The 24443-nt window shown below is 46.8% G+C and carries 28 protein-coding genes and 2 tRNA genes; 22 read left to right on the top strand and 8 right to left on the bottom strand.

Annotated features, from left to right (window positions below):
• Nucleotides 1–112: 112 nt before the first annotated feature.
• The 15 genes from B0G85_RS09550 to B0G85_RS09475 all read left to right on the top strand — a co-directional run bounded on the left by B0G85_RS09550 (nt 113) and on the right by B0G85_RS09475 (nt 10736).
• On the top strand, nt 113–364 hold the full coding sequence (locus tag B0G85_RS09550) for a type II toxin-antitoxin system Phd/YefM family antitoxin (RefSeq protein WP_100380231.1): 252 nt from the start codon (nt 113–115) through the stop codon (nt 362–364).
• Nucleotides 361–780, top strand: a complete 420-nt coding sequence (locus B0G85_RS09545; protein WP_100380230.1) for a type II toxin-antitoxin system VapC family toxin — start codon at nt 361–363, stop codon at nt 778–780. Before B0G85_RS09550 ends, B0G85_RS09545 begins: the two co-directional genes overlap by 4 nt.
• The gene (locus tag B0G85_RS09540) at nt 762–965 is read left to right on the top strand and encodes a type II toxin-antitoxin system Phd/YefM family antitoxin (protein ID WP_198508799.1); all 204 of its coding nucleotides are present in this window, start codon (nt 762–764) and stop codon (nt 963–965) included. Before B0G85_RS09545 ends, B0G85_RS09540 begins: the two co-directional genes overlap by 19 nt.
• 407 nt (nt 966–1372) lie before the next feature.
• Complete coding sequence (locus B0G85_RS09530) at nt 1373–1636, top strand: type II toxin-antitoxin system RelB/DinJ family antitoxin (protein WP_100380228.1); 264 nt, start codon at nt 1373–1375, stop codon at nt 1634–1636.
• Nucleotides 1623–1913 (top strand): type II toxin-antitoxin system YafQ family toxin, encoded by a 291-nt coding sequence (locus B0G85_RS09525; protein ID WP_100380227.1) that lies wholly within the window; start codon nt 1623–1625, stop codon nt 1911–1913. The genes B0G85_RS09530 and B0G85_RS09525 overlap by 14 nt, the downstream gene beginning before the upstream one ends.
• Nucleotides 1914–2108: 195 nt before the next feature.
• The gene (gene dusA, locus B0G85_RS09520) at nt 2109–3191 is read left to right on the top strand and encodes a tRNA dihydrouridine(20/20a) synthase DusA (protein ID WP_255408146.1); all 1083 of its coding nucleotides are present in this window, start codon (nt 2109–2111) and stop codon (nt 3189–3191) included.
• 65 nt (nt 3192–3256) lie between these two features.
• Nucleotides 3257–3332 (top strand) — tRNA-His (locus B0G85_RS09515).
• 82 nt (nt 3333–3414) lie between these two features.
• A complete protein-coding gene (locus B0G85_RS09510) occupies nt 3415–4251 on the top strand; it encodes a formylglycine-generating enzyme family protein (protein WP_100380225.1) in 837 nt (278 codons plus the stop codon).
• A 298-nt stretch (nt 4252–4549) separates the two neighbouring features.
• Entirely contained in the window at nt 4550–6058 is a 1509-nt protein-coding gene (locus tag B0G85_RS09505; protein ID WP_100380224.1) for a mannose-1-phosphate guanylyltransferase/mannose-6-phosphate isomerase, read from the top strand.
• A gap of 82 nt (nt 6059–6140) precedes the next feature.
• Nucleotides 6141–7271: a GDP-mannose 4,6-dehydratase gene (gene gmd, locus B0G85_RS09500; protein WP_100380223.1), complete on the top strand. Its 1131-nt coding sequence runs from the start codon at nt 6141–6143 to the stop codon at nt 7269–7271.
• Nucleotides 7272–7280: 9 nt separating this feature from the next.
• The gene (fcl, locus tag B0G85_RS09495) at nt 7281–8258 is read left to right on the top strand and encodes a GDP-L-fucose synthase (protein WP_100380222.1); all 978 of its coding nucleotides are present in this window, start codon (nt 7281–7283) and stop codon (nt 8256–8258) included.
• A gap of 231 nt (nt 8259–8489) precedes the next feature.
• Nucleotides 8490–9815 (top strand): ATP-dependent DNA helicase, encoded by a 1326-nt coding sequence (locus tag B0G85_RS09490; RefSeq protein WP_100380221.1) that lies wholly within the window; start codon nt 8490–8492, stop codon nt 9813–9815.
• 39 nt (nt 9816–9854) lie between these two features.
• On the top strand, nt 9855–10085 hold the full coding sequence (locus B0G85_RS09485; RefSeq protein ID WP_100380220.1) for a CopG family transcriptional regulator: 231 nt from the start codon (nt 9855–9857) through the stop codon (nt 10083–10085).
• A gap of 61 nt (nt 10086–10146) precedes the next feature.
• Nucleotides 10147–10407: an AbrB/MazE/SpoVT family DNA-binding domain-containing protein gene (locus B0G85_RS09480; protein ID WP_198508798.1), complete on the top strand. Its 261-nt coding sequence runs from the start codon at nt 10147–10149 to the stop codon at nt 10405–10407.
• A 5-nt stretch (nt 10408–10412) separates the two neighbouring features.
• Entirely contained in the window at nt 10413–10736 is a 324-nt protein-coding gene (locus B0G85_RS09475) for a type II toxin-antitoxin system PemK/MazF family toxin (RefSeq protein WP_100380286.1), read from the top strand.
• A 6-nt stretch (nt 10737–10742) separates the two neighbouring features.
• Here the strand turns inward: B0G85_RS09475 and B0G85_RS09470 are convergent, their stop codons facing one another.
• From B0G85_RS09470 to B0G85_RS09455, 4 genes are all read right to left on the bottom strand, one after another.
• Nucleotides 10743–12344, bottom strand: coding sequence for a gamma-glutamyltransferase family protein (locus B0G85_RS09470; RefSeq protein WP_100380219.1), 1602 nt, complete (start codon nt 12342–12344; stop codon nt 10743–10745).
• A 64-nt stretch (nt 12345–12408) separates the two neighbouring features.
• Nucleotides 12409–13395, bottom strand: a complete 987-nt coding sequence (locus tag B0G85_RS09465; RefSeq protein ID WP_100380218.1) for a Bug family tripartite tricarboxylate transporter substrate binding protein — start codon at nt 13393–13395, stop codon at nt 12409–12411.
• A 183-nt stretch (nt 13396–13578) separates the two neighbouring features.
• On the bottom strand, nt 13579–14304 hold the full coding sequence (locus B0G85_RS09460; RefSeq protein ID WP_100380217.1) for an LrgB family protein: 726 nt from the start codon (nt 14302–14304) through the stop codon (nt 13579–13581).
• Complete coding sequence (locus tag B0G85_RS09455; RefSeq protein WP_100380216.1) at nt 14304–14654, bottom strand: CidA/LrgA family protein; 351 nt, start codon at nt 14652–14654, stop codon at nt 14304–14306. Before B0G85_RS09455 ends, B0G85_RS09460 begins: the two co-directional genes overlap by 1 nt.
• 132 nt (nt 14655–14786) lie before the next feature.
• Here B0G85_RS09455 and B0G85_RS09450 point away from each other — a divergent pair, with 132 nt between their 5' ends.
• From B0G85_RS09450 to soxA, 6 genes are read left to right on the top strand one after another with little or no spacing between them, the layout of a single operon-like run.
• Nucleotides 14787–15236 carry a (2Fe-2S)-binding protein gene (locus B0G85_RS09450; RefSeq protein WP_100380215.1) on the top strand — a complete coding sequence of 150 codons (450 nt, stop codon included), beginning with the start codon at nt 14787–14789 and terminating at the stop codon, nt 15234–15236.
• 9 nt (nt 15237–15245) lie between these two features.
• Nucleotides 15246–17504: a xanthine dehydrogenase family protein molybdopterin-binding subunit gene (locus tag B0G85_RS09445; RefSeq protein ID WP_100380214.1), complete on the top strand. Its 2259-nt coding sequence runs from the start codon at nt 15246–15248 to the stop codon at nt 17502–17504.
• A gap of 31 nt (nt 17505–17535) precedes the next feature.
• The gene (gene soxX / locus B0G85_RS09440) at nt 17536–17988 is read left to right on the top strand and encodes a sulfur oxidation c-type cytochrome SoxX (RefSeq protein WP_100380213.1); all 453 of its coding nucleotides are present in this window, start codon (nt 17536–17538) and stop codon (nt 17986–17988) included.
• 31 nt (nt 17989–18019) lie between these two features.
• Complete coding sequence (locus B0G85_RS09435) at nt 18020–18514, top strand: SoxY-related AACIE arm protein (protein ID WP_100380212.1); 495 nt, start codon at nt 18020–18022, stop codon at nt 18512–18514.
• Nucleotides 18511–18840, top strand: a complete 330-nt coding sequence (locus B0G85_RS09430; protein WP_100380211.1) for a thiosulfate oxidation carrier complex protein SoxZ — start codon at nt 18511–18513, stop codon at nt 18838–18840. Before B0G85_RS09435 ends, B0G85_RS09430 begins: the two co-directional genes overlap by 4 nt.
• Nucleotides 18841–18884: 44 nt before the next feature.
• Nucleotides 18885–19640, top strand: coding sequence for a sulfur oxidation c-type cytochrome SoxA (gene soxA / locus B0G85_RS09425; RefSeq protein ID WP_232726017.1), 756 nt, complete (start codon nt 18885–18887; stop codon nt 19638–19640).
• Between the two features lie 7 nt (nt 19641–19647).
• Here soxA and purU read toward each other — a convergent pair whose 3' ends face one another.
• From purU to B0G85_RS09405, 4 genes are all read right to left on the bottom strand, one after another.
• Complete coding sequence (gene purU / locus B0G85_RS09420) at nt 19648–20502, bottom strand: formyltetrahydrofolate deformylase (protein ID WP_100380210.1); 855 nt, start codon at nt 20500–20502, stop codon at nt 19648–19650.
• A 66-nt stretch (nt 20503–20568) separates the two neighbouring features.
• Nucleotides 20569–20928 (bottom strand): hypothetical protein, encoded by a 360-nt coding sequence (locus tag B0G85_RS10285; protein ID WP_157799315.1) that lies wholly within the window; start codon nt 20926–20928, stop codon nt 20569–20571.
• A gap of 22 nt (nt 20929–20950) precedes the next feature.
• Nucleotides 20951–21358, bottom strand: a complete 408-nt coding sequence (locus tag B0G85_RS09410) for a surface-adhesin E family protein (RefSeq protein WP_100380208.1) — start codon at nt 21356–21358, stop codon at nt 20951–20953.
• 71 nt (nt 21359–21429) lie between these two features.
• Nucleotides 21430–23889, bottom strand: a complete 2460-nt coding sequence (locus tag B0G85_RS09405; RefSeq protein WP_100380207.1) for a penicillin acylase family protein — start codon at nt 23887–23889, stop codon at nt 21430–21432.
• Nucleotides 23890–24022: 133 nt separating this feature from the next.
• On the opposite strand from B0G85_RS09405, the gene B0G85_RS09400 reads away from it, so the two are divergent.
• Nucleotides 24023–24113 (top strand) — tRNA-Leu (locus B0G85_RS09400).
• Nucleotides 24114–24443 lie beyond the last annotated feature (330 nt).

Raw genomic sequence — 24443 nt, 5'->3', positions numbered from 1 at the left:
TATTGTTAGCTTTGGTTAACGATTGCCCGCAGTTCAACTTGAGACTCCGGTACGGATATCAAAATTCCATTCTGCTATAATCTGACTAGAATAGTCATAATAGGGATTAAATATGCATATTTGGCAAATACAAGAGGCAAAAGCACAGCTTTCTACCGTATTACGCGATGCAGAACTTGAGGGGCCGCAAGAAATAACAAATCATGGCCGATCAGTGGCGGTTCTTCTTTCTCGCTCCGATTACGATCGTTTGACTGGGGCTAATAAATCACTCGTAGAGTTTATGCAGTCATCGCCTCTGTATGGCGATGAAGCACTATTGATTGAGCGAGACGATAGTCTGACCCGCGCCATTGAACTATGACCTATCTGATTGACACTAACGTCCTATCCGAGTTGCGCCGCAAAGAGCCCAACGCAGGGGTTGCCAAGTGGTTTTCTCAAAGGCCAGCTACGACGCTATTCGTGAGCGCGCTCACCTTGGGTGAAATTCGCAAGGGAATTGATCTGCTGCCAGATAGTGAGCGAAAATTTGCGCTGCTCGATTGGCTTGGGGTTGATTTACCAGCTTTTTTCATTGGGCGCGTATTGACTGTAGATCTTAACGTCGCCGATCGGTGGGGGCGTTTAATGGCGCAGGTGGGGCGCCCTACTCCAGCGATTGATAGTTTGCTGGCAGCAACTGCAATCCATCATGGATTAAAACTGGTCACTCGTAACACCCGAGATTTTGAATTTATAGGGCTGGAAGTGATCAACCCTTGGACAATCTCAAGCTGACATTAAATCTTCTCGATTTGTATTGCAGAATTGCGGGAGGTAATGCTGTAGCGGTGCTGAATCACAATAAGCCTGAAGCTTACTTGCTATCAGTCAAAGCCTATGAAAAGCTATTGGATGCAGTAGACGATCTGGCGCTCTTGAAGGTAATTCAAAAACGGCGTGGCGGAAAAACCATTCGGTGAACGTTGAAGACCTATAAGCTTGAGTTCTATGCATTAGCTGCAAAAGAGTGGGATAAGCTAAATGGGTCAATTAAAGAGTAATTTAAAAAACAGCTAGAGCGACGCTTGCTGATGCCGCATGTGGAATCGGCAAGGCTTTATAGTGAACTTGGGGGTTTTTATAAGATTAAGCTAAGGGCAACTGGCTTTCGCTTGGTACATGAAGTCATTGATAGTCGATTGGTCATCATCAAGGTTGCATTTAGTTCAGGATTTTTGATTCACTAAATACTAGCCAATAACAAAAGCGGTTTTTTCAGTAGCTTTTTGGACGTAAAGCATGTGTTCGGAACCTACCCGATTCTAAAGGGTTGGTCGGGTGAGAATTGAGCTACAATGTAGCTCACAAGATATAAAAGGGTAAAATCATGACTGCAAATGCCGTAGTACGGGCCAGAATTAATGGGGGCATTAAAGAGGAGGCCACTGCTGTATTGGCGGCTATGGGCCTTACTCCGTCTGATGCCTTTCGGATTTTGATGACCAAAGTAGCTAAAGAGAAGGCTTTACCTTTTGAACCACTCATCCCAAACGAAGAAACCATTGCAGCCATGAAAGAAGCGAGAAAAGGAAAACTTAAATCCTTCGCTTCTATTAATGACTTAATGGCTGATTTGAATGCGGACGATTGAATATACAGGGCAGTTTAAATGCGACTATAAAAGAGAAGCTAAAGGTATTCACAAGAAAACCTTGGCTGAAGATCTCAATGCTGTCTTCAAGTTGCTAATGGCAGATAAGAAGCTACCCCAGAAATACTTTGATCACCCACTCTCAGGTGATTGGAAGGATCATCGAGATTGTCATATCAAGCCTGATGTTGTTCTAATCTATAGAAAACCAGATGAAGTAAGTTTGCAATTAGTTCGTCTGGGCTCACTAGCCAGTTGGGTCTTTAAGGGTCTCTAACTTGCGGAAATAACTTACTAGGCCTTACTTTAAGTAATGCTCTGGCGGTGGTTTTCATCAGTTTGTAAGAATTTAAAAAAAGACAAATAAAATAACGAATAAAATAATGAAGAGATGAAGCAGAAAAAAAATAACAATGAATTTTTACTTATTTACTGCTGATGCTTACAAAATAAAGATAGCAAAATCGACCATATAGAAAAAACAAAGTCTAAAAGATTAGCCGTCGCCCCGATGATGGAGTGGACAGATCGTCACTGCCGCTCATTTCATCGCACGCTGACGAAAGACGCGACTCTCTACACAGAGATGGTGACTACGGGCGCATTGATTCATGGTGATGTGCCGCGGCACTTAGATTATTCTCATGATCAACACCCAGTGGTTTTGCAGTTAGGCGGTAGCGATCCCAGTGAGTTGGCTCAAGCAGCAGTACTAGCGCAGCAGTGGGGTTACAACGAAGTTGATCTTAACTGTGGCTGCCCATCAGAGCGAGTACAACGAGGCGCCTTTGGCGCTTGTTTGATGGCAGAGCCAGCGTTGGTGGCGGACTGTGTAAGAGCGATGAAAAGCGCAGTTGATATTCCTATTTCGGTAAAGCACCGTCTTGGCTTAGATAGTATGGATGCCGAAAATTCTGAAGTCGATTATCAATTTGCACTGAACTTCATCTTGGCAGTTGCTGATGCAGGAGCGAGTCAGGTAACCATTCATGCGCGCAATGCAGTACTTAAGGGCTTATCGCCAAAAGAGAATCGGACGAAGCCACCACTACGTTATGAAGTTGCCGCTCAATTACGACTCGACGCACAAAAGCAGTTTCCGCATATTCAGGTTCTGCTCAATGGCGGTTTGGAAACAAATGAGCAGATTGCCGGCCATTGGGACCACTTCGATGGCTTTATGGTGGGTAGGGCAGCTTATCATTTCCCTGCAATGCTATTGGGCTGGGATGATTTATTGGCCAGCAATGGTGAGGCTGCGGGATATTTATTTAGTGAAACGGAATGGCATCGTATTCAGGTCGGCTTGGTAGGGCAAGTTCAGGCCTGGTTTGATGAGTGCCGTGCTAAAGAAAAGCCATTCTACATTGGTGCATTTACACGCCATATTTTGGGCTTGGCGCATGGTCGTGCGGGCTCTCGATATTGGCGCCAGCGTCTCTCAGATCATCATGCTTTGGCTAAAGTGCAGAGCAGGGCAGCTATTGGAGATTTCTTCCTAGATGCAAGTTTGACCCTCGGGGATTGGGCGGCTTTTGAGTTGGGACCGACTTAAATAGATTGCATGGGCATTTTTTGACAGAGTTTTGGCCTCAAAGCTATAATATCGACTCTACTGTGGCGGACGTAGCTCAGTTGGTAGAGTCCCAGATTGTGATTCTGGTTGTCGCGGGTTCGAGCCCCGTCGTTCGCCCCACCGTATATCCACAAAATACCTACATAAGCTCCCTTATGTTTTCTAGCGCTCTCTTAGCGCCTTTACTTAAAAAGCAATCAGCATGAAAAAAGTTGATATTTTATCTGTTGTTTTTGGTGTGTTGCTCTCAGTTATCGCGCTCTACTTTATGCTGCGTCCAGCAGCCGTAGCGGCCTCTTCAGCCATCGCTGCTGCGACAAATAGTGCGCCTGCTTCTACCGCCTCTATCGCTTCCACCATTCCCACCATTAAAGTTGGTGATGTCATTTGGGATCAAACGGAGATGACGGTTGCGGATACTAAAACGGTTGCTAACGCTACGGGATTTGTTAGTCAAGCGGAAAAAAATGGCGGTGGCTTAAGTTATGAGGGTGGCTTTGTTAAAAAAGCAGGCTGGTCTTGGCGTGCGCCTTATGGCATTACCGCAATGGATCAGGAGCCTGCAGTACATCTCAATAGGAAAGAAGCAGAATCGATTTGTCACTTTTATAACAAGCGCTTACCTACTGATGCTGAATGGACAAATGCGGCATTTTTAGAGCAAAGAAATCATCCGCCTACTGGATTTATCAAGGGGCAGCGTTACCCCTATCCAGGCGGCAGTTCACCGCTGGTGTCCCATTGTTTAAGTGGTTGTGGTGATTACAAAGGACTTGCTCCTACGGGCGCATTAAATCGCGGCACCGGACATGTTTTGGCAGGCACTACTAAACCAGGCGTCAATGGTTTGTATGACATGGGTGGCAATGTTTGGGAGTGGACTTCAACAGAGCACAATGGCGGATACATGACTAGAGGCGCTTCTTGGTGGTACGGTCCAGATAGACAGCAAGAATCCGATACCGAGTCAAAGTCAGGTGATATTGCTGTGGTCTATATTGGATTTCGTTGTGTTGCAGACAGTCCTAAAGTCCATTAAGACCTCAAATCATCGGTTGATCTGGACTTCCTGCAGTCGGACACCATGATGTTCACGCAGAAGCTAATTTAGTACTAACGCACTTCAAATAGCATTATCTTGGGGGATGTCTTTTGACTAGTCATCCTTTTATGGAATATTCGACTTTAGATCGATATCAGAGGGTATTCTAAAAGCACTAGAGCTAATTTAGTCTTTCTCGATGAGAAATGCTGGGCAGTGTGATCTACAAATCCCGTATGATTAGGGCACATTTATTGACATTTATAACGATATTCACAGTACTTTAGAAGAGCTTATGATCACTGTTATTCCAGTCATTCTTTGCGGCGGATCGGGCACCCGTTTATGGCCTCTTTCAAGAGCAGGGTTCCCTAAGCAATTTTTAGTCCTTTCTGGCACGACTAGTCTTTTTCAGCAAGCTGTTGAACGTATCAATACCTTGCATCGAGATAGTCAAAATGGTCAAGATAAAGCCATTCATTTAGGCTCTACTTTGGTAGTGACCAATGAAGAGCATCGCTTTTTAGCACTCGATCAATTACGAGAACTGAGCAGCATTACCGCTAGTCTCTTGCTCGAGCCAGTCGGCCGTAATACCGCCCCCGCTTTGACCTTGGCTGCTTTGTATGCACAAGATGCTCTCAGTTCTGATGCTACCAGTTCTAAAACAGTCGATGCAGACCCCATCTTAGTAATCACCCCGGCCGATCAAACCATTCAAAATGCACCCGCTTTTACAAGTGCCTTGCAACAGGCTATTGCGGTAGCGAGTACTGGCGCCATTGCTATTTTAGGCATTACTCCAAGTAGCCCAGAGACAGGCTATGGCTATATCAAGCGATCAGGAGTTCCAGGCTCGCAAGGTGAATATCGAGTAGAGAAATTTGTAGAAAAACCTGATGCAAAGACCGCACAGGCTTATTTAGAGGATGGCAACTACCTGTGGAACAGTGGTATGTTTGTACTCAAGGCCAGTGTTTGGTTAGCGGCCCTTACCGAGTTTCGTTCCGACATTGCAACAGCTACCCAAGCGGCCTGGGATGCCAAAACTACTGATACATCGGGGAGCACTTCTTTTGTGCGCCCAGATAAAGCCTTATTTGAATCTATTCCCAGTGAGTCGATTGACTATGCGGTGATAGAAAAGTGCCCCGGTTCAAAATTTCCGATTCAGATGATCGAACTGGATGCCGGCTGGAATGACTTAGGTGCTTGGGATGCAGTGTGGCAGGTAGGCCAGCGAGATGGTCAGGGCAATGTCACTTCTGGCGATACCTTGCTGACCAATACTAACAATTCTCTAGTGCATGCCAGTACCCGTTTAGTCACTGCAGTCGGAGTCGACAATCTGGTCATTATTGAAACGGCCGATGCCGTCTTGGTAGCTAATCGAGCCACAAGCCAAGATGTCAAACACATCGTCAATCAACTAGAAGCCCAGCAGCGCGAAGAAAAGAATCTTCATCGTAAAGTCGCTCGCCCCTGGGGTTGGTATGACAGTGTGGATGAGGGTGAGCGATTTAAAGTGAAACGCATTCAGGTAAAACCGGGAGCTAGTCTGTCTTTACAGATGCATCACCATAGAGCAGAGCACTGGATTGTGGTCAGAGGCACTGCCCAAATTACCAATGGCGATCAAGTGCTGATACTCACTGAGAACCAGTCAACCTACATTCCCCAAGGTCAAACCCATCGCCTGGCAAACCCCGGAGTAGTTCCCCTAGAAATCATTGAAGTGCAATCGGGCAGTTATTTGGGTGAAGACGATATTGTGCGTTTTGAAGATACCTATGGCCGTAGCTAGACTCTAGAAATAACGTCAACACCAAAACTAAACTCACAGTTCAACACACCCCAATACACTCCAATACATCCACTGACATCCTATGAATACAACAAAAAAAGTTGCCCTGATTACAGGTATTACCGGCCAAGATGGTTCTTACTTAGCTGAGTTTTTATTAGAAAAAGGCTATAAGGTGCACGGTATTAAACGCCGCGCTTCCTCTTTTAATACTGATCGCATTGATCACCTCTACCAAGATCCCCATGTCAATCATCCTGATCTGATCTTGCACTATGGTGATTTAACCGATACGAGCAATCTCGTGCGCATTATTCAAGAGTGTCAGCCTGATGAGATTTACAACTTAGGCGCCCAGTCTCATGTAGCTGTCTCGTTTGAGTCTCCTGAGTACACGGCTGATGTCGACGCCATGGGCCCACTTCGTATGTTGGAAGCCATCCGTATTTTAGGTTTAGAAAAGAAGACCCGTTTTTATCAAGCGTCGACTTCTGAGCTCTATGGCCTAGTACAAGAAATTCCGCAAAAAGAAACGACGCCTTTCTACCCAAGAAGCCCGTATGCTGTTGCCAAGATGTACGCCTACTGGATTACCGTGAACTACCGCGAAGCCTATGGCATCTATGCGTGTAACGGCATTCTTTTTAATCATGAGTCTAAGCGCCGTGGCGAAACTTTCGTAACGCGTAAGGTGACCCGAGGCCTAGCCAATATTGCGCAAGGAATTGAACAGTGCCTTTTCATGGGTAATATCGATGCGCTGCGCGATTGGGGTCATGCTAAAGACTACGTGCGGATGCAATGGCTTATGCTGCAACAAGACCAGCCTGAGGACTTTGTGATTGCCACCGGTGTGCAGTTCACGGTACGCGAATTTATTACCCGTAGTGCGAAGCAACTGGGCATCACCCTTCGTTTTGAAGGATCTGCTGAAAATGAAAAAGCCATCGTAGCAGCCATTGAAGGCGATGCTGCGCCAGCCTTGAAAGTTGGGGATGTGATTGTGCAGATTGATCCACGTTACTACCGTCCTACTGAAGTCGAAACCCTCTTGGGCGATCCTACCAAGGCGAAGGTAAAACTCGGTTGGGTTCCTGAAATTACCCTCGATCAAATGATCGTGGAGATGGTGGCTAATGATTTAGAAAAAGCCAAGCAACATGCTATCTTGCAAAAGCATGGCTATAGCGTGGCTATGGGTACGGAAAGGTAAGCAAGTATCATGCCATCTCCTTCAGATCTTCAGGCAAAAATCTACGTCGCAGGCCATCGCGGTATGGTGGGCTCGGCCATTGTGCGCAACCTGCAAGCCAAGGGTTTTAGCAATATTGTTACTAAAACGCATGCAGAACTTGATTTAACCAATCAAGCAGCAGTCAAAACATTCTTTGAAACTGAAAAACCTGAGCAAGTCTATTTAGCGGCAGCCAAAGTGGGGGGTATTCATGCGAACAACACCTACCCAGCCCACTTCATTTACGAGAACTTGATGGTGCAAAACAATGTCATTCATCAAGCTTTTGTGAACGGCGTTAAAAGACTCCTCTTTTTAGGGTCTAGTTGCATCTATCCAAAATTAGCCCCCCAGCCGATGAGCGAAGATGCGCTTTTAACAGGTAAGTTAGAGTCCACCAATGAGCCCTATGCCATTGCCAAGATTGCCGGTATCAAGATGTGTGAGAGTTATAACCGCCAGTATGGTCAAAGCCATGGCGTTGACTATCGCTCAGTGATGCCCACCAACCTGTATGGCCCTGGAGATAATTACCACCCAGAAAATAGCCATGTCATTCCGGCGCTGATTAGGCGCTTTCATGAAGCGAAGGAAAGTAAGGCAGCAGAAGTGGTGATTTGGGGGACAGGCACCCCCAAAAGAGAGTTTTTGTATGTGGACGATATGGCTGCAGCCTCTATTTTTGTGATGGACTTAGAGAAGGTAATTTACGACCAGCAGACTGAGCCGATGCAAAGCCATATTAATGTGGGCTTTGGCAGTGATGTCACTATTACCGAGCTAGCCACTGCGGTCGCAAAAGCAACGGGGTATCAAGGCAAAATCAGCTTTGATCCAATTAAGCCCGATGGGTCGCCTCGAAAATGGATGGATAGCTCTAGACTCAATAATCTAGGCTGGCAGGCTCAAACCGGTCTAGAGGAGGGGCTTTCTAAAGCTTATGCAGAAATGCTCGCGCGCGTATGAAGTGGCGCAGCCCTTGTAAATCTAAATATTATTAATTAACCCTTGGGTAACCCCCCTAGGTCAACCTTGGTGGATTTAAAAGTAGAATTTCTATGTAGTTGACCTCCCTCTGTAACCCCCAAAAACCAGAGGATTTAAAACCAGAATCCTAACCTCGCTCTAAAAAAGTCAGTATTGATCGGGCTCATTTATACGATAACTTGCATGGGGATGGCGTGTGACAATGGGGGGATGACAAACTCCGCTATTGAATCTTCTGAAATCGAAATCACCCCTGAATACCAGGCCGTAATTGATGCCATCGAACGTCATGACCCCTTCATCTTCGTCAGCGGAAAAGCCGGTACTGGTAAAACGACCTTAATTGGCTATCTGCGTGAGCATATCTCCGGTAACGTAGTCGTAGTTGCCCCCACGGGAGTGGCAGCACTGCAAGTGAAGGGTGTCACGATTCATTCTTTCTTTCGACTGCCGCCGCGCTTGATCTTTCCTGAGGAAGATATCAAGCCACTCAAAGATAAGCGGCTTTATAAAGATATTCGCCTACTCATCATTGATGAGATCTCCATGGTAAGAACCGATGTAGTCGATGCGATGGATTTATTTCTGCGAGCGAATGGCCCACATAAAAATCAGCCTTTTGGCGGTATACAAGTGATGTTTGTGGGAGACTTGTTTCAGTTGCCCCCAGTGGTATCGAATGCCGATATGCAGGTGCTGGCAGAGCGAGGTTATGAGGGGCCTTATTTCTTTTGCGCTATGGTATTGCATCGTCAAGATGTCACGATGGTGGAGCTCTCGAAAATCTTCCGTCAGAAAGATGTCCATTTCGCGGGACTCTTAAATCAAATTCGGATTAATGAGAATATTGAAGAGGCCTTAGATACCCTCAATCACCAATGCTTTACCAATGCTGCGGCGATCGATGAGCAAACCATCACACTGACAACAACGAATGCACGGGCAGATCAAATTAATGGTGCCGGGTTACGTGCACTAACAACCGAGCCCAAGATCTATGCTGGCAGTATCACTGGTAAATTTAGTGTGGATGAGCGCAATCTACCGTCCCCTAATCGCCTCAATTTGAAAGTGGGGGCTAAGGTAATGTTCACTGCAACGGACCCCAACTTTCCCAAGAAATGGGTCAACGGCACGATTGGGATCGTTCGAGAGTTACTCCCCAATACCGTCAAAGTGGTGGTACAAAACGGCCCATATGCCAATACCGTAGAAGTCAAAGGCCACCAATGGGAATCTTATCGCTATGACCATGACATGATGTCTGGCAGGATCTCTCCCAATATTGTGGGTACCTTTGTGCAAATCCCCTTAATGCTGGCGTGGGCGGTAACGATTCATAAAAGCCAAGGAAAAACCCTTGATAGAATCAAGGTCGATCTCTCCTCTGGGGCATTTGCATCGGGACAGGTTTATGTTGCCTTGAGTCGTTGCACTTCTATCGAAGGCATCACCCTTGAGAGACCCATCCAAGCTAAAGATGTTAGCTGTGATCAAGAAGTGAAGCGGTTTTATCTGAACTGTTTGCCGAGCTAGTACGTATTGATTGGGCGCAATACTTTTTCTTAGAATGCAATGAGGACGACATTGAAGATCGATGAAAACATGCTTGTTAAAGCAAAAAAGAGCTCACTAAAAAAGCAGCAGAGCATGGAGAGCGCTGCATCTGGTCTAGTGAGTCAAGATTTGGCATCTCTTTCTCAAAAAAATGTTACTCGCAATGGAATATTGTTGTTACCAATTCGTGTCGATGGGAGGATTGTCACCCCCGAGATGGTGAAACAATTTGGTGACAGTATTGTTTAGGTAGTCGATAAGCAAAGATTGCTTGACAGAACTTTTGTATCGTTATAACATTGTTAATACCATGAAAAAGCAGCTACATCTTCAAATCCGACAAATAGGGAACTCTCGTGGAGTGGTTATTCCTAAGGTTATTCTTGAGCAAGTGGGCTTTAATGAGGAAGTCGATCTAGTTGTTGAGGATGGCACACTTATTTTAAGTAAACCAAAGAAGAGCTCTCGTGAGGGTTGGGCAGAACAGGCAAAAGCAATCACGGAAGTCGGAGATGACCAGCTGGTATTGGGTGACTTTAATAATGATGAAGACAAGGATTGGATTTGGTAAAGAGCATCATTTATCAAGGGGATATTTGGCTAATCAAATTAGACCCTACGCAGGGTAGTGAGATCAAAAAGACAAGACCCTGCTTAGTTATTTCTCCGCCTGAACTGAACAATAATTTAAGAACTATCTTGGTAGCACCTATGACCACTAGGGCTAAGGAAGCTGATTTCCGAATTTCATTTACGCATGCGGGAGAAAAAGGGCTAGTTCTGTTTGATCAGATTCGAACAATTGATAAGTCTAGGTTAGTGAAAAAGCTAGGGAAACTTCCTCCCAAAACTCTTTATGCAAGTTTGACTATTTTGCAAACAATCTTTGGGCACCAATAAGGCACTCTAAAACCCCGCTGCCAATCCATCCCTACGATGATCGCTACCGGCAATGTAGGCATCTTTGGTTTCTTCACCCAGCAAAGCAATGGCTTGGGCACTACCAAAGTCTAGGCTATCGGCAGGCATCACAGTGACCTCATGCCCCAATACCTTGAGTCCTTCAACAATAGCTGTTGGCATTGATGCCTCTACAGTGAGATGACCTAGATCATCAATTCTCCAGCGTGGTGCATCTGAACAAGCTTGGGGATTGAGATGTTCATCGATAAAGCGCATGACAAATTGAATATGTCCTTGGGGTTGCATATTGCCCCCCATGACACCAAATGCCATCGTAGGTTGGAGATCTTGCTCCTTGCCCTTAGTTAAAAATGCCGGAAGGATCGTATGAAAAGGGCGCTTGCCGGGTGCTACTTGATTGGGATGACCATCCACCAGGCTAAAGCTCATGCCGCGGTTATGAAAAGCAATACCGCCAGGAGCGACAACACCCGAGCCAAAGCCCTTAAAGTTGGACTGGATATAGGAAATCATCATGCCTGATTCATCAGCGGCGCATAGGTAAACGGTGCCGCCGGCATGAGGATCACCTGCACTGTAAGTACCTGCATGCTGATGATCGATTAAAGCAGCACGGCCAGCCAAGTAGGATTGATTCAGTAAGGCGCTGCTAGGCACCCTCATTGAACTGGCATCGGATACGTGGGCGTAGGCATCTGCAAAAGCCATTCGCATTGCTTCCACCTGCAAGTGAATGCGCTGAGCAGAGTTAGCTGGATACTGCTGAGCATTGGCAGCCTGCAAAATACCGAGCGCTATTTGGGCGGCGATGCCTGAGCCATTGGGTGGGATTTCATGAAGCGTGTAATCGCCGTAGTCAAAAGCTAAAGGTTCTACCCACTCTGGTTTATTAGCGGCAAAGTCAGCCATCGTAAAACAGCCGCCCGTACTTTGGGCAAAGTCGACCATACTTTGCGCTAATTCTCCGCGATAAAAAGATTCTCCTTCGGACTCGGCAATTTTTCGTAAAGTGTTTGCTTGAGCGGGGAAGCGCCAGATGTGTCCGGCAGCCGGGGACTTGCCAGCGATTAAAAAAGATTCAGTAAAGCCTGGTTGCATCTTGAGAGTGGGGATTGCTTCACGCCATTGCCGCGCTATTACTGGCGATACTGGAAAACCATTCTCTGCGTAATCGATTGCCCGCTTAAAAAGTTGTGCAAAAGGCAACTTACCAAATTGACGAGAGAGTGCGATCCAGCCGGCAACCATGCCAGGCACCGTTACCGTATTCCAGCCAATGAGATCCATGGCGGTTTTGCCAGCAAAGAATTCCGGTGTCCAGGCTGCCGGTGCACGCCCTGAGGCATTAAGGCCATGGAGTTTGTGGCCATCCCAAATTAATGCGAAGCCATCGCCACCCAAACCATTCATCGTGGGTTCAACCACGGTTAAGGTAATGGCGGTTGCTAAGGCAGCATCAACGGCATTGCCACCCTGTTGCAGTGCTTCAATGCCCGCTTGAGTCGCCAAAGGTTGTGAGCTAGCAACCGCATTTTTAGCAAGAACGGGCGCGCGAGCACCACCAAATGGGGGAGAAATTAACATAAAGTGTGTATCCGATCTGAAGACATTGCTAGTGGTAGTTTAGGCATGCTGGTGGTCAGCTGTTTCAATCAACTTTAATGTTGGCAGCCTTCACAATTTTCTCCCACTTATCATGTTCCGTTACGGTAATTTCGGCTAGGCGATTTGCATTTGCAAATTGCGGATGAATGCCTTGACTCGCCAATTTGGATTTGAAATCAGGATTCGTCAAAATTTTCCGAATTTCTCTTTCCAGTCTGGCGATAACCGCGGGCGGTGTGCCTTTGGGCGCAAATACTGCATAGAGATTCTCTACATCAAAGCTTTTCATTCCATCTTGGCCCATCGTAGGTACATTCGGCATCAATGGCGAGCGATCGGGCGCGGCAATGGCGATCGGGCGTAACTTACCACTCTGAATATGCGGCAGAGATGCAGTCACACTATCAAACATCATCAAGGTATTGCCTGCAATCAGATCGGGCAAGGCAAAGCTGCTGCCTTTGTAAGGAATATGCGTACCCGTTGCGCCGATGCGCTGCATGAACAGAACAGACTCTAGATGGGAAAGGCTGCCATTGCCCTGAGAGGCGAAATTAAAGTCTCCCTTTTTAGATTTAATAAAAGCTGTGAGCTCGGTAATATTTTTTGCAGGCACCGATGGATTAACAACAATCAGGTGAGGAATGGAGCCAACTAATGCGACAGGTACAAAATCCTTGCGAAGATCGGCAGGCGGATTTTTGAATAGAGCTTGAGAGATGCTTTGATTTGTCAATGCGCTAAACAACAGCGTGTAGCCATCGGGGCTGGCTTTTGCTGCTGCTTGCATTGCAATCATGCCGCCAGCGCCAGGTTTATTTTCAATGACGATCGCTTGGCCGAGCGCTTCACCTAAGGGTGCCCCAATACTTCTGGCAAATACATCAGTAGAGCCGCCCGCAGGAAATGTCAGTATTGCCACAATCGGTTTTTTAGGCCAATCAGAATCTGCGGCTAATGCAGTATGAGAGAGCCCCAGTAGCATGAGCAATTTAAGAAGCAGTGTGGCGAAGTTAGTACGCATAGTCATTTAAGGTCCAGTGGGTCTAGAGGTTCCAGAAGGTGAAAGGTCATTTTTAATAAGCTTAACCTCTAATTATCTCCCCCACCCCTTACATGGGAATGGTTTAGGGCGTCAATGCACATTTTTGGGGCGGAAAAATGACGAGGTTCACCAAATTAAGGATAAAAAAGATTCCAGGAGCATCAGCCTTTAATTGAATAAGTGATAAATGATCGGAATCGCAACCGCACTAATGATGCCATTCATACCCATCGCGAGGCTAGCATAGCCACCCGCCTCTGGGTGAATACTAAAAGCGCGAGAGGTGCCAATGCCATGTGCCCCAATGCCAATCGCAAAGCCGCGTTGCCACCAAGCCTTCATTCCCAAAGCATTCAGAATAAAGGGCGCTAAGATCGCACCCAGAATGCCTGTAGTGACCGCAAAGATCGCGGTTAAGGTTGGAGAAACCCCAATTCTTTCGGCGATACCCATGGCAATGGGAGCAGTAACGGATTTGGGGTACATTGCCCCGGTAATGCTAGCGTCAGCGCCCAGCATGGTGGCGATGCTAATGGCGCTAAAAATAGAGACTAATCCACCGGCGACTAGTGAGGCCAGTAAAGGTAATGAGCGATTTTTCAGGCTACTTAATCCTCTGTAAATTGGGATCGCCAACGAGACGGTCGCTGATCCCAATAAAAAGTGAATAAATTGAGCCCCTTCAAAGTAAGTTGAGTAGGGCATCTCTACAAACTGAATTAAGCTAGCTACAAGAATGATGGCGATGGCTACTGGATTAGCCAACGGATTTTGCTTTGTTCTTTTATAGATCCATAGTCCTAATTGATACGCTGCCAAAGTAATAAAGAGCGCAAATAAGGGGCTGCCCGACAAGTAAACCCAAATCTCCACGATGGAATGTTTTTCGCTCATCAGTCCGCCCCCTCACTTTTGGAGCTCAAAAAGCGTACTGTGACAGCGCTGGTAGCGATGGTCAAAATGACGCTACCCACTAAGGCACTCACAATGGCTAAGGCATTGGCCTTAAGTTGCGGCAAAAATAACACGACACCTACTGCCGCTGGGACAAACAATAATCCAAAGTATTGGCTAAAACCATCTGCCACCATCGCTAACTCTGCGTTAACCCCTTTGCGTAACACCAGCCAAATAATCAGTAGAACTAAGCCAATAACCGGGCCTGGCAAGGTGGGGAGTACAAACTTGGAGAGGAGTTCACCCAAGCTTTGGAAAAGGAGGATTTGTACTAGGCCGGAGATCATGCCTCGATATTAACGCCCAGCCCTGATTGCTGCATAGCAATGTAAACTTTTTTGGGTAATATAACCATATTAAAAGTAAGCGCTTTATTCATTGGATAGGGCGTCCAGATCAAAAGACCGAGGAGAGCACAGATGGCGGATTTAAATATTAATGGTAAAAAATATAAAGTTGATGTGGATCCCAGCACGCCCTTGCTCTGGGTGATCCGTGAACAAGTTGGTTTAACGGGCACAAAGTATGGCTGCGGTGTTGGCCAATGTGGTGCCTGTACAGTCCTTTTTGATGGCGCAGCGATTCGCAGTTGCTCTATTCCAGTGAGTGTTGCTGAAGGTAAAAAGATCGAAACGATTGAGAGCTTAGAAAAGAATGGCCAACTCTCTAAAGTGCAAAAAGCCTGGGTTGACAATCAAGTTCCTCAGTGTGGTTATTGCCAGTCTGGCATGGTGATGGCAACAACTGCTCTATTGCGTACCACCCCCAAGCCAACAGACGCGCAAATTGATGCAGCTGTTACTAACATCTGCCGTTGCGGAACCTTTCAACAAGTGCGTGATGCAATTCATGCTGTGAGCAAGGCATAAGGAGCGATCATGACTAAAAATACAACTTCATCCAAAACTACATTCACAGCGGCACCCGATGCCCTCGATTTATCTCGCCGTCATTTCGTGGTTGGTGCTAGCGCCCTTGGTGCTGGCTTAGCAATCGGCTTTGACTTATCACTGATGTCTGCTGCCAATGCGGCCGAAGGATCTGGCACGAGTGCGATGACGCCGTTAACTACGCCAGAGATCGGTGTTTGGGTAGTAGTACAGCCCAATGATGATGTCACTGTTCGGATCGTACGTTCAGAGATGGGTCAAGGAACGATTACCGGTTTAGCTCAAATGGTCGCAGAGGAATTACAGTGCGATTGGAAAAAAGTCGGTTACGACTATCCATCGCCAGGCGAGAGTCTCAAGCGTAAGCAGGCTTGGGGTAGTTACTCAACCGGTGGTAGTCGCGGTATTCGTACTTCTGAGCAATATGTGCGTAAGGGTGGTGCAGCAGCTCGTATGATGCTGATCCAAGCTGCCGCTAATCAGTGGGGTGTTCCAGCTTCTGAGTGTGTTGCAAAAGATAGTGTGATTACCCATACACCATCGGGTCGTAAAACTACGTTTGGTAAGGTGTCCGTTGCCGCATCTCAATTAGAAGTACCAAAAGAGATTGCCTTAAAAGATCCAAAAGAATGGACTTTGATTGGCAAGTCAGTGAATCGAATTGATGGCACATCGGATAAGGTGACCGGCAAGCAAATTTATGCCATTGACTTGAAGTTACCGGGAATGTTGGTAGCGACGATTCATGAATCTCCTGTCTTTGGGGGTAAAGTGAAAAGCTATGATGCCGCTAAAGCTAGCAGCATGAAGGGTGTCAAGAAGGTTGTTCAAGTCGGTGACTCAGCAGTAGCTGTTATTGCTGATACTTTCTGGCAGGCCAAAATGGGCTTAGATGCGGTTAAGGTTAACTGGGATAACGGGGCCAATGGCGATGTCTCTAGCGCCTCTATCAAAAAGGCGATGGTAGAAGGGCTTACTGCGAACGATGCTTTTGTGGGTAACTCAAATGGAAATGCAAAAGAAGCGCTTGCCAAGGCATCCAAAACGATTGAAGCGACCTATTTTTATCCTTTCTTAAACCACGCTACGCTTGAGCCACAAACGGCTACTGCGAAGTGGACTGCAGAGGGTTGCGAAGCATGGGTGCCGACTCAAGATGCTGAGGCTTCCTTAGCCGCAGTCATCGCTGCCTCTGGCTTACCAGCTGAAAAATGCAATGTGTACAAGGTGAACCTGGGCGGTGGTTTTGGTCGCCGAGGCGCTTTTCAGGACTATACAACGCAAGCGGTCAATATTGCTAAGCAGATGCCAGGTACCCCCATTAAGTTGATCTGGACGCGCGAAGAGGATATGACGCAAGGGCGCTATCACCCGGTAGGGATGTGCAAAATGACAGCATCGATTGATGATCAGAAAAATATTACTGGCCTCAATATGCGTTTATCAGGTCAATCGATCTTGGCAGCAGTACGTCCTGCAGTAGTGGCGGCGAACAAAGGTAAAGACCCAGTTGCCTTTCAGGGTTTAGATGAAAAGGGCGAGCATGGCATTACCTATAGCTTCCCAAATTTAATGATTGACCACGCCATGCGCAATACGCATGTCCCTCCAGGATTCTGGCGGGGTGTCAATGTGAACCAAAATGCGATCTTCTTAGAAACATTTATGGATGAGATGGCAGAAGCGACCGGTATGGACGCTGTTGAGTTCCGTCGTAAACATATGGAAAACTACCCACGTGCTGTAGCAGTTCTTAATGCTGTTGCCGATGGTATTGGTTGGACGAAGCCGGCTAAGCCTGGTGTTTTTCGTGGTCTTGCACAGATGCGCTCCTTCGGCAGTTATGTAGCGGCCGCTTGTGAGCTATCCGTTACGAATGGTAATGAGGTGAAGATTCATCGTATCGTGGCTGCTACTGATCCAGGTTATGTAGTCAATCCTGCTCAGGTAGAGCGCCAAGTATCTGGCTCATTTGTCTTTGGTTTGTCGGCGCTTTTTGAGGAAGAAATTACGATTGATAAAGGTGCTGTTGTTCAGAAAAACTTTGATACCTTTAATTCGATTCGTCTGTATCAAATGCCAACAGTAGAAACCATCATTATTCAAGGTGGCGGTAAGGAGTGGGGCGGCGTAGGTGAGCCAACGATTGCAGTTGCAGCACCTGCAGTATTGAATGCGATTTATCGTGCTACCGGTAAACGTTTGCGAGATGTGCCCTTGAAAAATAGTGGCATGAAGCTGGTTTAATCTAAAAAGATTGGTGCAAGGGTCAGGCGGGATGAGGGGAGTGCTAGCAGGGGTAACGCTAGGGCTATTCATTTGTTTGTTGCCTGATGCAGTTCAGTCTCAAACTTGGGAGGGGGATTCCATTGTGAGTCCCCTGACTTCCTCACCGGGTGATGCAAGCAGAGGGCGAGCAATCGTGGTCAGTCGCCAAACGGGTTTGTGCCTCTTGTGCCACAACGGCCCTTTTCCGGAAGAGCGTTTTCAGGGAAACCTAGCACCAGAATTAGGTGTGAGTGTGGGGAAATATAGTGCTGCGCAATTGCGTGCTCGGATTGTTGATTCCTCCAGGTTTAGCCCAGGGACAATCATGCCAGCCTATTACCGCACCGAGGATTTGAATCGCGTTGCACCAAAGTTTGTCAATCAGCCGATCTTAAGTGCCCAAGAGATCGAAGATGTAGTCGCTTTTTTAGTGGGCATGAACGCAAAACCTGGTGCACAATAAAACCAATACTAATGGGAGGCTGGAAAATTCAATGACTCGTTATCTGCATAATCTCCCCTCACCGAATGGAGGGCGTCGATGGTTTTTGTCGGCACTGGGTACGTTGGGCACGTTGGGCATCTCAAGCTATTTCAGCTCATCCCTGGCTCTTGCAGATACGCCGCAGGCAATGCAGGCAATCGCGGAAATTGTAGGCGGTAATCGGGTTCAGGATGGACGTGTAAAGTTAGTCATTCCGCCATTGGTCGAGAATGGGAATTTGGTCGTGTTAAAGGTCAATATTGAGAGCCCTATGACGCCCAATAATTATGTCAAAGCAGTGCATGTGATTGCCGAAGGTAATCCGCTGCCCAATATTTTTAGTGCTTTTTTCACGCCACGATCTGGGCGCGCTGAGCTTACTACCCGAGTCAGACTAGCGGATTCGCAACGGGTTTGGGCGATTGCGCAAATGAGTGATGGAAGTTTTTGGCGTGGCCACGCTGATACTTTGGTGACCCTATCTGCTTGTACGGAGATGATATGAGTAAGACATCTCGAACAGTCATTACGATGCCCAGTCAGGCAAAGAAAAATGCCATCATTGAAATCCGTGCCATCGCTCAGCATGATATGGAAACAGGCTTTCGATACACTGAGGAAGGTAAGCTAATTCCTCGCGATATCATCCGATTATTTACTTGCCAATATAACGGTGAGGAAGTCTTCAGGGCTGACTTTTACCAAGGCATTGGTGCAAATCCCCTGATAATTTTTACTACGGTGGCGGTAGCTTCTGGCAAGCTGGAGTTTAAGTGGGTTGGAGATAACGGCTACGAAGCAACGAATCAAGCACAAATTACGGTATTGTGAAAATACGCGTTTTCAGGTATTGGTTTTTAGCTTGTTCGCTTGGGTTGTCAATCGCTTCCCCTGTGAATGCTGTTGCAGTTGAGCTAACTAAAGAGCCAACCAAAGAAACCAGGCAATCAAGTTATCAGCTCATGACGCCTGAAAACCAGGCGATGCAAGATGATTCCAATTTAAATCCTGCCTTGTTTTGGGTGATCGATGGCCATAGCTTGTGGAAGCACAAGGCCGGTAAAAAAGACGTTGCCTGCGCTTCCTGTCATGGCGAATCTGGGCTCAGTATGAAGGGCGTAGCCACGCAATACCCGAAAATTATTCAAGGTAAGCTTCAGACACTAGAGGGGCAGATTAATCGCTGCCGAGCAGATAAACAGGAGAGTGCTACCTTAGCTTACGAGAGTAAAGATTTATTGGCGTTAACTACCTTTGTTGCAAGCCAGTCTAAAGGTATGCCGATTGCTGTTAAAGAGAACGTGCAAAATAAGCCAGATTTGCTTCAGGGCAAAGCCTTCTTTAATGAAAGAATGGGTCAATTGAACTTGTCCTGCGCCCAATGCCATCAAGATCGTGCAGGCTTAAAGTTAGGCGGTAGTCTGATTCCGCAAGGACATCCCACTGCTTATCCTATCTACAGAATTGAATGGCAAACCATGGGATCTTTGCAAAGACGCTTACGCAACTGTATGAGCGGCGTAAGAGCCAAGCAGTTTGAGTATGGCTCTACCGAAATGGCGCAATTAGAGCTATACCTGATGTGGCGTGCAAGAGGCATGACCCTAGAGACTCCTGGGGTCAGACCCTAAGCACACTCTAGTCTGAAAAGACCACCGAAGTAGCGCCGTTAATCAGAACACGATCATGCAAGTAGTAACGCAGGGCGCGGGATAACACCGTGCGCTCCAAATCACGCCCCTTACGTACTAAATCCTCTGGGCTATCACCATGCGTTACTCGTGTTACGTCTTGCTCAATGATTGGACCCTCATCCAAATCGCTCGTAACAAAGTGTGCTGTTGCTCCAATTAACTTGATGCCGCGAGCATGCGCTTGATGATAGGGTTTAGCCCCCTTAAAGCTGGGCAAAAAAGAGTGGTGAACGTTAATACAGCGTCCCGATAATTGGGTGGAGAGATGGTCGGACAGAATTTGCATATAGCGTGCCAAGATCACCATATCTACTTTGGAGTCGCGAACAATATCCAATAATTTCGTTTCTTGAGCCGCTTTTGTCTCGGGCGTAACCGGTAAGTGATAAAACGGAATATCAGCAAAATCAATGCTGGCATACACTTCGCGAGGGTGGTTGGAAACAATGCCACAAATAATCATGGGTAATTCGCCAATGCGCCAACGATAGAGTAAGTCTACTAAGCAATGATCTAGCTTGGATGCCATGATCAAGACACGTTTGAGTTCTTTTACAGCGCGAAGATCCCAAGTAAGGCTAAAGCGCTGAGCAATTGCCAAAAATCCTGTCTTGAGCGTTGTGGCATCGGCATCACAACTAAAGCTCACTCGCATAAAAAATTGCTTAGAGGCCTTATCGTCAAATTGTTGCGCCTCTTCGATATCGCCACCTAATTCAAAAATATAGGTAGACACTGCAGCAACAATGCCGGGCTGATTGGGGCAAGTTAGTGTGAGATAGTAGTTTTCTGTGGACATGATTTATGAGTAAAGTTAGTAATGCTGAAGCTAGTAATGCTAAAGGATTAATTTTAGTCTGCCTGCCTAGGGTCTGATTAAATCTGCGGGCCCTTGGTAGAGCTCGCTCTTATCGTTCACGGCAGGAGTGCGGATATCGCTACAGATGGGTTTTGGCCCTAAAGCATTTAAAAAATTACAATCTTGCTTAGTAGCGACCGAAGCCGCATGCTCCAAGGGTGATTTACCCGTAGTGGCGGTAGATATCACGCTCGCTGCAGTACTAGGGTTGGCTACAGCGACCGTTACTGCAGCAGTTCCTGCGGAGCTAGCTGCCGCACTCCCGGCACTACTAAAGGCCAGTAGGGGTGCTGCACACCCTGTGAGGTTAACAGCCGCAACACAGCCCACAACATAGCCTGCAATAGAGCCCAGAGGGGCGATCAACCGCGCGTTGATGAATAAAAGCCTATTTGCGTTGACAAACAACGTTGAACACTCCGGCCGTCCAAGATTCACTGACTACTGGCTCAAATTCACTATTGGGGGTTTTATTATCCGAGACCACTTTGCCCGAACCTTTATTCCCAGAAAACTCTTTAAATTCGATAGGGCGATAACTGATAGCGGGGCAATTATATTCATTGAGGCCAATGATTGAGCTGACAGCTTGTTTTGTTTTTGGATTCATGCCGGGCTTCTTAAAATCAAGCATTGACATAATCTGGGCTTTCTCACCTTGATCGTTGATCGTATCTAGGTCCACGTAGACTACCATCAACTCATTTGCTCCTAACTCTTTCCAGGCCGCCATACTGTTGGCGATTGGTAAAAGGCAAAGGGAGCTAAATAGAAAGAGTGCGTATATTTTTTTCATGATCAGTTTTTATAAAATAAGAGCCAAAGCAAAATAAAGAATGGTTAATACTAAGCTTAATGAAGTCTAGTTTACTTGGTATTGAGCTCTAGCTGACGGCCCACTTTTTCGGGCTTCATTTGTAGTGGAAGATACTCATTTTTAGCCCACAGCGTGCTCATATTTCGATATAGCTTGTTTTGCACCCAACCTGATTGACCCGTTTGATAGATAAACAGGGATTTTTCTAAATCGGATAGATCGTACAAGGTCCGCAGACTGGGAGCTTGTTTAGTTTCAAAGGCGTTTTGACTCTTAAGTAGCTCTAGCCGACCCACATTAACGGTGAAGCTATCACCGGGGAATGATTGGCTAAGATTAAACAGGCTGCCCAGGAGTGGAACTTTACTAAACGGACGATGTTCTGATACGGCAATATGCGCATTGCCCCATGCCCACTTTTGGGGGTCGCTACCAAACTGCTTACTGAGTTGCTCTACTGCTAGGTCAAATGCCGTATTAGAAGCTTCAGCACAAGACTCAACCGAGGCTGTTGTTGGGTCGTCGCACCATGGGCTATTGGGGTTTTGTAGCTGGATCATTAGTGGGGCTCTATAGCTTCGAGTGCCATATGTCTCTGTAAAGAGGTAGCCTAATCGAGAAAATAATTTACGCGTGAGTTGATCTGCCCAAGCATTAAAAATCAGTGCGCTGGCACTGTCGACTCGCATGTCGCCATTAAAGTCTTTACTGAGCTGTAAAGCCTGTTGCCCTAAAAGATATTTTGATTGAGACGATTTAAATAAATCAAGCAAGGGTGTAGCTCCTAAAGAAAGCGTATCGGCCTGCATTGCTTTCATCGAATCTAAATCATGAACTGATTTGTCTTTAATAAGGTCAACAATTCTGTCGTAGCGAGTAGGGTGTTCCCAGTCACCCGTTAAGGGATTTGAATCGTTACTAGCCAGAACCTGTTGGTTGGCCGTGGCAATCCAGCCTGAGTCTGGGTTATTACTGCTGGGTAGTTGATCAAAGGGTACGTAAGCAGTCCAATCGTATTGCTTTTCCCAGCCCAGGGCAGGAGCCACTCCGTAAAGTCCTTGATGTAATGTTCGCTTAGGGGTAACGCCTGCCGCTTGATAACTAATATTGCCATCAAGATCGGCCATCACAACGTTTTGCATCGGGGCATAGTTTTTGCGTAGCGCTTGCTTAAAGGTGGTTAGATCGGCTGCCTGATTCATTTCTAGTAAGCCGACAACGGATTGGTTTTCAACATCGAGCGCAGTCCAGCGTAAGGCTAAGGCAAAGCGATCGGTGTCTATTACCCGTTTCGCTCGCTCATACGACTCAGAAATAATCGGACCATGACTCGTTTCTTTAACAACAAAACGTAAGGGTTCGGCACCTTTGATGTCAATGATTTCTTGACGGACCTTAAAGGCCAGCAAACCCTCTGGCCCACGATAGACCCCTGGATTTTTTGGATCGAGTTGTTCGATATAGAGGTCTTGTACATCGGGACCGGTATTAGTAAAGCTCCAGGCAAATTTATCTGTTCTACCTAAGACAACAGCCGGAATACCTGGCAGGGTAGCGCCGATAACATTCAGGCCGGGAGCCTCTAAATGCGCGACATACCAGATTGCAGGAGCGGATAGGCCAAGGTGAGGGTCATTTGCAAGCAAGGGCTTACCGGATACAGTGAGCCTGCCATTCAGTGCCCAATTGTTAGAGCCAATACCCTCTTGCCCACCAGGCACTCGGTTGATGGAGAGCTCTGTGGATGGCAGCGAATTCGATTTTTGATTTCTAACTTGTGGATTTTGATTAAATACCTTGTTGTCACGATACATCTTGGCAAAATCCACGTTACTTACGGGGTTGCCAGGCGTGTATGGCGGTAGAACTTCCCATACTTGCTTGGTCGTTAAAAATTGAGATAACTCCAGTCGTTGCAATTCTTTATCCCAATTGCCACCCAGATCCAGTGCCATCATGAGCATCCAGGCCACACTATCGCTTGGGGACCAGTGACCGGGCTTACTACCAGTTAAAAAATACTCTAGCGGTAGGGCCCAGCCTAAGTGAGCGTTGCCGGTGTTGACGCCATCTGCATATGATTGCAGTAATCGCTTTGCAGCGATCGGATAACGATCAAATTGTTTCTCAGCAGCGTGCTTTATTCCCAGTGTGCGAATAAAGCGGTCGATGGAAACAGTTTCTTTGCCTAGAATTTCAGAAAGGCGACCACTGGCTAATCGACGATTGATTTCCATCTGCCAAGATCGTTCGCTAGCATGGAGATACCCCAGTGCAAAAAGTGCATCTGCAGAGGTTTTCGCTTGAATATGCGGGATATCGCTGGCGTCAAAGGTAATGACTACCCCGTCGCCCAAACTGTTGATTGTGCGTGCGCCAGAGAGGCTTGTTTTGGCTGAAACAAGATAAGCCACCCCGACGATGACTATGACTACGAGGCATGCAGATACAGTCCAGGCACACCCTTGAATGAGGGGTTTAAAGCCTAAAGCGGAGCGCAGAAATTTCATCAGGACAGTGTAATGGGTTTGCTCTAAGTGCCGCAAAAGCAGGGCTTCGATCAGGTTCTTGGTTGCAGAGTGCCCCTCGTGCTAAAATTTCTATTGTCTTGTTTTATTGAGTGCGACTTCATTGCTCGCACGAGCCCGAGTGGTGAAATCGGTAGACACAACAGATTTAAAATCTGTCGCTTTCCGAAAGGGGCGTGCCGGTTCGATTCCGGCCTCGGGCACCAAATACACCATCGGGTTTCTAAACCGGCGGAAAAAACCAGATAACTTCATAGATTACTTACTTTCAGTACGCTAAAACATTGGAATTATCAAAGCTCAACCCCAATCACCCATCATTACGCCTTGATGTATTGATTGGTAGGTTGGATGGCTCGCAAGGGATCTCCATCAACCTAAAATACCGAATCACAATTGAAATGATTATTACGAAAAGTGAAGTCGCTCTCATTCACGTCGGGGATCACGAAGCAGTTTATTAATCGGCAGATCTTTTAGCTTTCAGCGATCAATCTCCTCAAGCTCTTCTTTAGGCCTTTTCTAGCAGCTTTGAG

This window comes from Polynucleobacter brandtiae (assembly GCF_002797575.1).
Classification (GTDB): Bacteria; Pseudomonadota; Gammaproteobacteria; order Burkholderiales; family Burkholderiaceae; genus Polynucleobacter; species Polynucleobacter brandtiae.
Note: the sequence above shows the minus strand (reverse complement) of the source record. Positions and strands in the feature narration are given on the sequence as shown.

Bases quoted from the DNA above. Each gene is read 5' to 3' on its own strand.
- B0G85_RS09550 (WP_100380231.1), top strand. From the start codon at position 113: ATGCATATTTGGCAAATACAAGAGGCAAAAGCACAGCTTTCTACCGTA.
- B0G85_RS09545 (WP_100380230.1), top strand. From the start codon at position 361: ATGACCTATCTGATTGACACTAACGTCCTATCCGAGTTGCGCCGCAAA.
- B0G85_RS09530 (WP_100380228.1), top strand. From the start codon at position 1,373: ATGACTGCAAATGCCGTAGTACGGGCCAGAATTAATGGGGGCATTAAA.
- B0G85_RS09525 (WP_100380227.1), top strand. From the start codon at position 1,623: ATGCGGACGATTGAATATACAGGGCAGTTTAAATGCGACTATAAAAGA.
- B0G85_RS09510 (WP_100380225.1), top strand. From the start codon at position 3,415: ATGAAAAAAGTTGATATTTTATCTGTTGTTTTTGGTGTGTTGCTCTCA.
- B0G85_RS09505 (WP_100380224.1), top strand. From the start codon at position 4,550: ATGATCACTGTTATTCCAGTCATTCTTTGCGGCGGATCGGGCACCCGT.
- gmd (WP_100380223.1), top strand. From the start codon at position 6,141: ATGAATACAACAAAAAAAGTTGCCCTGATTACAGGTATTACCGGCCAA.
- fcl (WP_100380222.1), top strand. From the start codon at position 7,281: ATGCCATCTCCTTCAGATCTTCAGGCAAAAATCTACGTCGCAGGCCAT.
- B0G85_RS09490 (WP_100380221.1), top strand. From the start codon at position 8,490: ATGACAAACTCCGCTATTGAATCTTCTGAAATCGAAATCACCCCTGAA.
- B0G85_RS09485 (WP_100380220.1), top strand. From the start codon at position 9,855: ATGAGGACGACATTGAAGATCGATGAAAACATGCTTGTTAAAGCAAAA.
- B0G85_RS09480 (WP_198508798.1), top strand. From the start codon at position 10,147: ATGAAAAAGCAGCTACATCTTCAAATCCGACAAATAGGGAACTCTCGT.
- B0G85_RS09470 (WP_100380219.1), bottom strand. From the start codon at position 12,344: ATGTTAATTTCTCCCCCATTTGGTGGTGCTCGCGCGCCCGTTCTTGCT.
- B0G85_RS09465 (WP_100380218.1), bottom strand. From the start codon at position 13,395: ATGACTATGCGTACTAACTTCGCCACACTGCTTCTTAAATTGCTCATG.
- B0G85_RS09460 (WP_100380217.1), bottom strand. From the start codon at position 14,304: ATGAGCGAAAAACATTCCATCGTGGAGATTTGGGTTTACTTGTCGGGC.
- B0G85_RS09455 (WP_100380216.1), bottom strand. From the start codon at position 14,654: ATGATCTCCGGCCTAGTACAAATCCTCCTTTTCCAAAGCTTGGGTGAA.
- B0G85_RS09450 (WP_100380215.1), top strand. From the start codon at position 14,787: ATGGCGGATTTAAATATTAATGGTAAAAAATATAAAGTTGATGTGGAT.
- B0G85_RS09445 (WP_100380214.1), top strand. From the start codon at position 15,246: ATGACTAAAAATACAACTTCATCCAAAACTACATTCACAGCGGCACCC.
- soxX (WP_100380213.1), top strand. From the start codon at position 17,536: ATGAGGGGAGTGCTAGCAGGGGTAACGCTAGGGCTATTCATTTGTTTG.
- B0G85_RS09435 (WP_100380212.1), top strand. From the start codon at position 18,020: ATGACTCGTTATCTGCATAATCTCCCCTCACCGAATGGAGGGCGTCGA.
- B0G85_RS09430 (WP_100380211.1), top strand. From the start codon at position 18,511: ATGAGTAAGACATCTCGAACAGTCATTACGATGCCCAGTCAGGCAAAG.
- purU (WP_100380210.1), bottom strand. From the start codon at position 20,502: ATGTCCACAGAAAACTACTATCTCACACTAACTTGCCCCAATCAGCCC.
- B0G85_RS09410 (WP_100380208.1), bottom strand. From the start codon at position 21,358: ATGAAAAAAATATACGCACTCTTTCTATTTAGCTCCCTTTGCCTTTTA.
- B0G85_RS09405 (WP_100380207.1), bottom strand. From the start codon at position 23,889: ATGAAATTTCTGCGCTCCGCTTTAGGCTTTAAACCCCTCATTCAAGGG.